Genomic DNA, 638 nt, shown 5'->3' on the forward strand with positions numbered 1-638 from the left:
CGCTTCGTTTGTCCAAACCAACACCATCACGGCATCGATTTTAAGAACCCATTCACAATGTCAAAGAGGGAGGCTTGCCTCCCATAAACCGGCGTATCGCTACGCCGGAACTGGTGTCTTCATCTCTAGGTTTGTAGCTTGTGGCGCCGCACGCCGGCCGTTGTGCAAGCTGCGCTGATAGCGCGCTATGCAGAACTGACCGTCTTTGCTGCTACGCAGCTGCGAAATGGTGGAGCCTATCGGGATCGAACCGATGACCTGATGCTTGCAAAGCAACCGCTCTCCCAGCTGAGCTAAGGCCCCATGCGCCTGCGATGGTGGGCCGAGTAGGAGTTGAACCTACGACCTCACGCTTATCAGGCGTGCGCTCTAACCACCTGAGCTACCGGCCCGCACACACGCTGCGCCGTCAGTCGCGGCAAAGCCGCGCCTTATGGCGCAGCTCAGCCGCGCTGGCCGAGCTTGTCCGCGTGCAAAATAGCTGACGCTATTTCGTCTCGCGGACTAACCTAGGATGAAGGGACATGAGGACGGCGGCTAGTATGTTCTTTGGAATGGAGGAAGCTCTTCTCCGAGCACGAAGCTCAAAGCGCTTTCCGCCGATATCCTTAGAAAGGAGGTGATCCAGCCGCAGGTTC

At 57.7% G+C, this 638-nt stretch carries 2 tRNA genes; both read right to left on the minus strand.

Features of this window, described 5'->3' with window-relative positions:
• Positions 1-227: 227 nt before the first annotated feature.
• A tRNA-Ala gene (locus LRA87_RS18325) sits at positions 228-303 on the minus strand.
• 12 nt (positions 304-315) lie between these two features.
• Positions 316-392: transfer RNA gene (locus tag LRA87_RS18330), tRNA-Ile, on the minus strand.
• Positions 393-638: the final 246 nt, after the last annotated feature.

Source organism: Sphingomonas sp. Leaf37 (assembly GCF_920939475.1).
Taxonomy (GTDB): domain Bacteria; phylum Pseudomonadota; class Alphaproteobacteria; order Sphingomonadales; family Sphingomonadaceae; genus Sphingomonas.